We start from the raw sequence: 7,906 nt of genomic DNA, 5'->3' as shown, positions 1-7,906 counted from the left end.
GTAATCGCGCTGTGTCCGTTTCACACCTTGTCCCATCGGGTTCTCCATTTATTGGGGGGAAAGGTGTAAACCATATTCAGGACGGGACACCAAAAACTAAAAAATGGAGTTATCGCTATGATTGGAATCGAGTTACTTGTCGTGCTCGCCGCTATCTATCTGGGGGCCCGGATAGGCAGCATCGGCATCGGCTTTGCCGGTGGTCTGGGGGTACTGGTATTGACGTGGGGTCTGGGCATGCCCATCCCGAGCGATCAACTGGTCAGCTACATCCCTTGGGATGTGATCATGATCATCGCGTCCGTCATCTGCGCCATCGCCTGTATGCAACTGGCTGGCGGGATGGACTATCTGGTCTTCCTGGCAGAAAAAGCGCTGCGCAAGAACCCCAAATACATCACCTTCGCCGCCCCGGTGGTCACCTACCTGATGACCATGCTGGCCGGTACCGGTCATACCGCCTTCTCCACCCTGCCGGTGATCGCTGAAGTGGCCAAAGAGCAAGGGATCCGCCCATCCCGTCCGCTCTCCATCGCGGTTGTCGCCTCCCAGATCGCCATCACAGCTTCTCCAATCTCTGCCGCTGTGGTTGCCTTCTCCGGCATGCTCGAGCCGTTTGGTGTTGATTATCTGACCCTGCTGGCCATCTGCATCCCCTCTACCTTCCTGGCCTGTATCCTGGGCGCCTTCATTGCCAACATGATGGGCAAACCGCTGGATCAGGACGAAGTCTATCTGGAGCGTAAAGCCAAGGGTCTGATCAAACTGCGTGGTACTACCAAGCTCGAGATCAAGCCGTACGCCAAACTGTCTGTCTGGATCTTCATCGCCGCCATCGTTGCTGTCATGGCTTATGCCACTGCCATCTCTGGTAAAGTAGGCCTGATCACCAACCCGCCAATCCCCCGTGACGGTGCCATCATGGGCATCATGCTGGCCGCGGCCACCATCATGACCCTGGTGTGCAAACTGGACGCCACCCAAGTGACCAACATGCCGACCTTCAAGTCCGGTATGTCTGCCTGTATCTGCGTACTGGGTGTCGCCTGGCTGGGTAACGTCTTCGTAAAAGGCAACATGGACACCATCCAACTGATCGCTGGCGACCTGCTGAACCAGTACTCCTGGCTGCTGGCCGTGGTGCTGTTCTTCGCTGCCATGCTGCTCTATTCACAAGGCGCCACCACCAAAGCGTTGATGCCTGCTGCTCTGGCACTGGGTGTCAGCCCGCTGACTGCGATTGCCTCCTTCGCAGCCGTGAGCGCCCTGTTCGTACTGCCGACCTACCCGACCCTGCTGGCTGCGGTAGAGATGGACGACACCGGCTCCACCCGTATCGGTAAGGCGGTCTTCAACCACCCCTTCTTCGTACCGGGCACCGCCACCATCGCCATCGCCGTGGCGCTGGGCTTCTTCTTCGGCGGCATCCTGCTGTAATCCTATCGCCTGCCGATAGCCAAACAAAAATCCCCGCCAGTTGGCGGGGATTTTTTTATCTCTTTACTCTGTACTTGGCTTGGCTGTCTGGCAGCGAGAGACCTGACCTCTTATCCGGATGGCTCAACCACGGCGACAGCAGACACAACAACAGCGCGCCAACGGCGCTATAACCGCCGCTGCCGGATTGCCGGAGTAGTAGGCCACCATGGTACTCAGCACCACGCCAGAAGGCGGGATCCTTCGGATCAGACCGGATCCAGGGTATCCAGCGGCCAGCGCGGCACGGCTTTGACCGCCAGCGGTTCGAACACGCCCGCTTTCAGGCGCTGCATACCGGCGTAAGCGATCATGGCGCCGTTATCAGTGCAATATTCAGTGCGCGGATAGAACACCTCGCCCTTGAGGCTCTCCATCAGCTCGGCCAGCTGGGCACGCAGATGACGGTTGGCACTGACGCCGCCAGCCACCACCAGACGTGTGAGACCTGTCTCTTTCAAGGCACGACGGCACTTGATGGCCAGGGTATCGACCACCGCATCTTCAAACGCCCGAGCGATATCGGCACGGGTCTGTTCATCATCACCATTGGCGGCGATGGTGTTGGCTGTGAAGGTCTTTAGGCCGGAGAAGCTCATGTCGAGCCCGGGACGGTCAGTCATGGGACGGGGGAAGTGGAAGCGCCCGGTAGTGCCCTTCTCGGCCAGACGGGAGAGCAGCGGACCACCCGGATAGTCCAGCCCCATCAGCTTGGCGGTCTTGTCGAACGCTTCGCCAGCGGCATCGTCGATGGATTCGCCCAACAGCTGATAGCTGCCGATGCCGTCAACCCGCACCAGCATGGAGTGACCACCGGAGACCAGCAGCGCCACGAAGGGGAACTCGGGGGCCTTTTCTTCCAGCATGGGAGCCAGCAGGTGGCCTTCCATATGATGGACGGCAATGGCCGGCTTGTTCCACGCCATCGCCAGCGAGCGGCCAATGGTCGCCCCCACCAGAATGGCGCCAACCAGACCCGGACCTGCGGTATAAGCGATGCCGTCGATGTCATCTTTGCCCAGTCCCGCCTCTTGCAATGCCGCCTGGATCAACGGGATCGTCTTGCGAACATGATCCCGGCTGGCGAGCTCGGGGACAACGCCACCGTAGTCCGCATGCAGCTTGACCTGGCTGTATAACTGATGGGAAAGGATCCCTTTTTGATCGTCGAAGATCGCGATCCCGGTTTCGTCACAGGATGTCTCTATGCCCAATACACGCATTGCTAAAAAATTTCACTGCTAAAATGAGACGGCTATGGTAACCTTCGCGGGTTTTTTAAACCAGAGCGATCTCTGCGGGTTTACTTTCATTCCCTGTCCAGAGTATAATTTCGCACCATTTTAAGACATGCTGATCGATTGAAGGTCAGCTAACAATTTATCACTGAGGTGAAAGGCACATGCCAGTAATCAAAGTCCGTGAAAATGAGCCGTTTGACGTTGCTCTGCGTCGTTTCAAGCGTTCTTGCGAAAAAGCCGGTATCCTGTCCGAAGTTCGTAGCCGTGAGTTCTACGAGAAGCCGACTACCATTCGTAAGCGCGCCAAAGCGTCTGCTGTCAAGCGTCACGCCAAGAAGCTGTCTCGCGAAAACGCACGTCGTATCCGCCTGTACTAATCGGGGGATATTGCCGTGTCTCTGAAGGATCAACTCAAGGATCAGCAAAAACTCGCCATGCTTGCCAAAGATAAGGCTCGTCTGGGAGCGATCCGCTTGTTGATGGCAGAAATCAAGCAACGTGAAGTCGATACCCGTATCGAGCTGAATGATGAGGATATCCTCGCTGCCGTGACCAAAATGGTCAAACAGCGCCGCGATTCCATCAGCCAATTTGAAGCTGCCGGTCGCCAGGATCTCGCCGACAAAGAGTCCGCCGAGATCGTTGTGTTGCAGGAATTCCTGCCGCAACAGCTGACCGCAGATGAAATTGCTGCCCTGATCGAGCAAGCCATCACTGAAAGTGGTGCTGCCGTCATGGCTGATATGGGCAAGGTCATGGCTGTCTTGAAGCCGAAAATTCAGGGGCGTGCCGATGTCGGCGCCGTCAGTGCTCAGGTGAAAACCCGCTTGGCGTAACAGGCAACTCTCTTGTTTGGTCGAAGAAGCCGTGCTTCCCTTGGAATGCGCGGCTTTTTTATTTTCTCCGCAATGAAACAGGACGGTTATGGCAGGCAGGATCCCCCAATCCTTTATCGACGATCTGCTCGTACGCACAGACATAGTCGAGCTGATCGACTCGCGAGTGCGGCTGAAAAAAGCCGGTAAGAACTACCAGGCTTGCTGCCCTTTTCATAACGAAAAAAGCCCCTCTTTTACCGTAAGCCAGGAGAAGCAGTTCTACCACTGTTTCGGTTGTGGCGCCCATGGCAATGCCATCGGCTTTGTCATGGAGTACGACGGTCTCGAATTTCCCGATGCCATCGAAGAGCTCGCCAGCATGCAAGGCATGCAGGTACCTCGCGAGCAGAGCATCGGCGGCTCGGCCAATAGCCAGCCCGCCGTCAGCAAGGATCTGTTCGAGCTGATGAACCAGATCGCCCGCTTCTACGAGAGCAATCTCAAGAGTGCCCCCCACGCGGTGGAGTACCTCAAAGGACGCGGTCTGACCGGCGAAGTAGTCAAGCGCTTCAACATCGGTTATGCCCCAAGTGACTGGGATCAGGTACGCCGCCGCTTCGGCGCCAGCCGGGATCACGAACAGCTGCTTATCTCGGGCGGCATGCTGATCACCCGTGACAATGGCCCGGGCAGCTATGACCGTTTCCGCGATCGCATCATGTTCCCGATCCGCGACAAGCGTGGCCGGGTCATCGGTTTCGGTGGCCGGGTGCTGGGTGATGGCACCCCCAAGTACCTGAACTCACCGGAGACCCCCATCTTCCATAAAGGGCGGGAGCTGTTCGGTCTCTACGAAGTGAAGCAGGCACACAAGGATCCTCGCAGGATCCTGGTGGTGGAAGGCTACATGGATGTGGTGGCACTCGGTCAGTACGACATCGACTATGCAGTGGCGGCACTAGGCACTGCGACCACCAGCGACCATATCCACACCCTGTTTCGCACCACCGCCGAGGTGGTCTGCTGCTACGACGGTGACAACGCCGGTCGTGAAGCCGCCTGGCGCGCGCTGGATAATGCCCTCCCTCATCTGCAGGATGGCCGCGAGCTGAAGTTCGTGTTTCTGCCCGATGGCGAGGATCCCGACTCGTTGGTACGCAAGATCGGCAAGGAGGGCTTTGAAGCCTTGCTCGATGAAGCCCAGCCGTTCGCCGACTTCATGTTCGAGCGTCTCGGTCGCGATGCGGCGCTCTCCGGTGAGGCAGGCAAGTTCGAAGTGGCCAACAAGGCCGCCGAGCTTATTCGTCGCGTACCGGAAGGGTTTACCCGCGAAGGGCTGATCACCCGCCTCTCCAGCATGATGCGCTGGGGTGAGAACAAGCAGCGCATCGCCGAGCTCTTTGCCCGCAACACTCAGCCCAAGGCCGAGGTCAACAAACCCAAGGCAGCCAAGCTGACGCCACTGCGGCGTGCGCTGGCACTGATGGTGCAATATCCGGCAGTAACGGCTGAGCTTCCCCCCATGCCGGAATTGGCCGGGCTACGCGTACAGGGCATCAAGTTCCTGCTGCAACTGCACCAGCAAATCCTGGCACAGCCCGGTATCACAACCGGTATCCTGCTGGAACACTGGCGTGGTACCAAGGAGGGAGAAATCCTTGCTCAGCTGGCCATGCACGACCTGTTCGAGGAGATCAAACTCGATCAGGAGCCGGATATTCTGGGAGAATTGCAGGACACCTTCGTCGGCTTCATCAACCAGTTTCTGAAACAGCGGATCGAAGAATTGCAGGCCAAAGTGGCTCAGGAAGGACTAAGCTCCGAAGAAACCCAAGAGCTGATGATGCTGATAAGAGAGGTGCAAATTGAGAAAAGAAATGAGAGTGGGGCTTGATATTTGAGTGATTAGTCCCAATATGGATAGCGTTGCCCGAATCGACGGGATGAAAAGCAAAAATTTTATAACCGCCTGGCCCCGACAATACTGCGGGCAGGGGTTTCTCATGACCGACGCCGCAACCAGACATAGCATGTCTGGCGGTTTTCTATTAGAATTGGCTATTTGCGCAGCAGCGCACTGTACGCGCAACCTAGCAACACCAACCGGATGAGTTCTATGGAGCAAACCCCGCAGTCTCAGCTTAAACTCCTCGTTGCCAAAGGTAAAGAACAGGGCTACCTGACCTATGCCGAGGTGAACGATCACCTCCCGCAAGACATTGTCGATTCAGACCAGATCGAAGACATCATTCAGATGATCAACGATATGGGCATTCAAGTGGTTGAAAACGCTCCGGATGCCGATGACCTTATCATGGCTGAAGGTGGTACCGCCGATGAGGACGCTGCCGAAGCAGCGGCCCAGGCTCTGGCATCTGTTGAATCTGAGATTGGTCGCACGACCGATCCCGTCCGCATGTACATGCGGGAAATGGGTACCGTCGAACTGCTGACCCGTGAAGGCGAAATCGACATCGCCAAGCGGATCGAAGACGGTATCAACCAGGTACAAAGCTCCGTAGCCGAGTACCCTGAAGCAATTACTTACCTGCTCGAACAGTACGACAAGTACGAAGCCGAGCAGCTGCGTCTCTCTGACATCATCTCTGGCTTTATTGACCCGAACGAAACTGAAGACATGGCGCCTACCGCCACGCATATCGGTTCCGAGCTCGGCGAAGACGATCTGGCCGACGAAGATGAAGAGGACGAAGAAGACGAAGACGAAGATGGCGACAGCTCTGACGACGACGGTGACGGTGGTCCGGATCCGGAAGTCGCTCGCGAGAAGTTCGGCGAACTGCGTGCCCAGTATGAAGTGACCCGTCTCTCCATTCAGAAGAATGGTCGCGCGCACGAAGATACCCAGACCGCCATCGCCCAGCTGGCCGATGTATTCCGCCAATTCCGCCTGATGCCCAAGCAGTTCGATCGCCTGGTCAACAACATGCGTGAAATGATGGAGCGCGTCCGCGTGCAGGAACGCATCATCATGAAGCTCTGCGTTGAGCAGGCCAAGATGCCGAAGAAAACCTTCGTCGCGGCCTTCACCAACAACGAGTGTGAAACTGCCTGGTTCGAATACCAAAAGCAGGCTGGTAAAGCCTGGTCTCCCCGTCTGGTTGAAATGGACGAGGATATTCAGCGCGCCATCGGCAAGCTGCAGCAGATTGAAGAAGAGACCGGTCTGTCGATTGCCCAGATCAAGGATATCAACCGTCGCATGAGCATCGGTGAGGCCAAAGCCCGCCGCGCGAAGAAAGAGATGGTTGAGGCCAACTTGCGTCTGGTTATCTCTATCGCCAAGAAGTACACCAACCGCGGTCTGCAGTTCCTGGATCTGATCCAGGAGGGCAACATCGGTCTGATGAAGGCGGTAGACAAGTTTGAATACCGTCGTGGCTACAAGTTCTCGACCTATGCTACCTGGTGGATCCGTCAGGCCATTACCCGCTCCATCGCGGATCAGGCCCGTACCATCCGTATCCCGGTACACATGATCGAGACCATCAACAAGCTCAACCGTATCTCCCGTCAGATGCTGCAGGAGATGGGGCGCGAACCGAACCCGGAAGAGCTGGCCATGCGCATGGGCATGCCGGAAGACAAGATCCGCAAGGTACTGAAGATCGCCAAAGAGCCTATCTCCATGGAGACGCCCATCGGTGATGATGAAGATTCCCACTTGGGCGACTTCATCGAAGATACCACCCTGGCTCTGCCAGCGGATGCGGCGACCAGCGAAAGCCTGCGCAACGCCACCCGCGAAGTGCTTGCTGGCCTGACCGCCCGCGAAGCCAAGGTACTGCGGATGCGTTTCGGTATCGACATGAACACTGACCACACCCTCGAGGAAGTGGGCAAACAGTTCGACGTTACCCGTGAGCGTATTCGTCAGATCGAAGCCAAGGCACTGCGCAAACTGCGCCACCCGAGCCGCTCGGAAGTGCTGCGCAGCTTCCTGGACGAATAGTCCTGACCCTGTGTCAAACTGCTCTGCCAAAGCCCCGCCATGCGGGGCTTTGTTTTGTCTGGCATTTACCCTTGCGACCCTCTTTGCGCCCTCAATCAAGCTGGACAATTAGTCGCCAAGTGGTTGATATGCCTATAGACTGCCCTTTCCTCTTCCCCTATAATCCACGCCGCTAAACGCACAATTTGGCCCCTTAGCTCAGTTGGTCAGAGCAGTCGACTCATAATCGATTGGTCGTGGGTTCAAGTCCCCCAGGGGCCACCAAATTAGAAAAGGCCGCTCATGATGAGCGGCCTTTTTGCATCTACTGTCCCGTCCTGAATATGGTTTACACCTTTCCCCCCAATAAATGGAGAACCCGATGGGACAAGGTGTGAAACGGACACAGCGCGATTACT

General features: G+C 56.8%; 6 protein-coding genes and 1 tRNA gene. 6 read left to right on the top strand and 1 reads right to left on the bottom strand.

Features of this window, described 5'->3' with window-relative positions; genetic code table 11:
• The first annotated feature begins 117 nt into the window (after positions 1-117).
• Positions 118-1,437 (top strand): anaerobic C4-dicarboxylate transporter, encoded by a 1,320-nt coding sequence (locus tag ACW5XC_RS20280; RefSeq protein WP_042052808.1) that lies wholly within the window; start codon positions 118-120, stop codon positions 1,435-1,437.
• Positions 1,438-1,685: 248 nt separating this feature from the next.
• On the opposite strand, the gene tsaD is transcribed toward ACW5XC_RS20280, so the two are convergent.
• Positions 1,686-2,699, bottom strand: coding sequence for a tRNA (adenosine(37)-N6)-threonylcarbamoyltransferase complex transferase subunit TsaD (gene tsaD, locus ACW5XC_RS20275; RefSeq protein ID WP_042052807.1), 1,014 nt, complete (start codon positions 2,697-2,699; stop codon positions 1,686-1,688).
• A 179-nt stretch (positions 2,700-2,878) separates the two neighbouring features.
• On the opposite strand from tsaD, the gene rpsU reads away from it, so the two are divergent.
• From rpsU to ACW5XC_RS20250, 5 genes are all read left to right on the top strand, one after another.
• Positions 2,879-3,094, top strand: coding sequence for a 30S ribosomal protein S21 (rpsU, locus tag ACW5XC_RS20270; RefSeq protein ID WP_005309452.1), 216 nt, complete (start codon positions 2,879-2,881; stop codon positions 3,092-3,094).
• A 15-nt stretch (positions 3,095-3,109) separates the two neighbouring features.
• Positions 3,110-3,553, top strand: coding sequence for a GatB/YqeY domain-containing protein (locus tag ACW5XC_RS20265; RefSeq protein WP_042052806.1), 444 nt, complete (start codon positions 3,110-3,112; stop codon positions 3,551-3,553).
• An 88-nt stretch (positions 3,554-3,641) separates the two neighbouring features.
• Complete coding sequence (dnaG, locus tag ACW5XC_RS20260; protein ID WP_042052805.1) at positions 3,642-5,429, top strand: DNA primase; 1,788 nt, start codon at positions 3,642-3,644, stop codon at positions 5,427-5,429.
• A 183-nt stretch (positions 5,430-5,612) separates the two neighbouring features.
• Complete coding sequence (rpoD, locus tag ACW5XC_RS20255; RefSeq protein ID WP_321141343.1) at positions 5,613-7,508, top strand: RNA polymerase sigma factor RpoD; 1,896 nt, start codon at positions 5,613-5,615, stop codon at positions 7,506-7,508.
• Positions 7,509-7,695: 187 nt separating this feature from the next.
• Positions 7,696-7,772, top strand: a tRNA-Ile gene (locus ACW5XC_RS20250).
• Positions 7,773-7,906: the final 134 nt, after the last annotated feature.

The sequence above is a fragment of the Aeromonas sp. 25-AL00135 genome, assembly GCF_054052385.1.
This window is presented reverse-complemented; position numbering and strand designations above follow the sequence as displayed.

What these genes read in the sequence shown, in the direction of transcription:
- ACW5XC_RS20280 (WP_042052808.1), top strand. Translation starts at nt 118, where the DNA reads ATGATTGGAATCGAGTTACTTGTCGTGCTCGCCGCTATCTATCTGGGG.
- tsaD (WP_042052807.1), bottom strand. Translation starts at nt 2,699, where the DNA reads ATGCGTGTATTGGGCATAGAGACATCCTGTGACGAAACCGGGATCGCG.
- dnaG (WP_042052805.1), top strand. Translation starts at nt 3,642, where the DNA reads ATGGCAGGCAGGATCCCCCAATCCTTTATCGACGATCTGCTCGTACGC.
- rpsU (WP_005309452.1), top strand. Translation starts at nt 2,879, where the DNA reads ATGCCAGTAATCAAAGTCCGTGAAAATGAGCCGTTTGACGTTGCTCTG.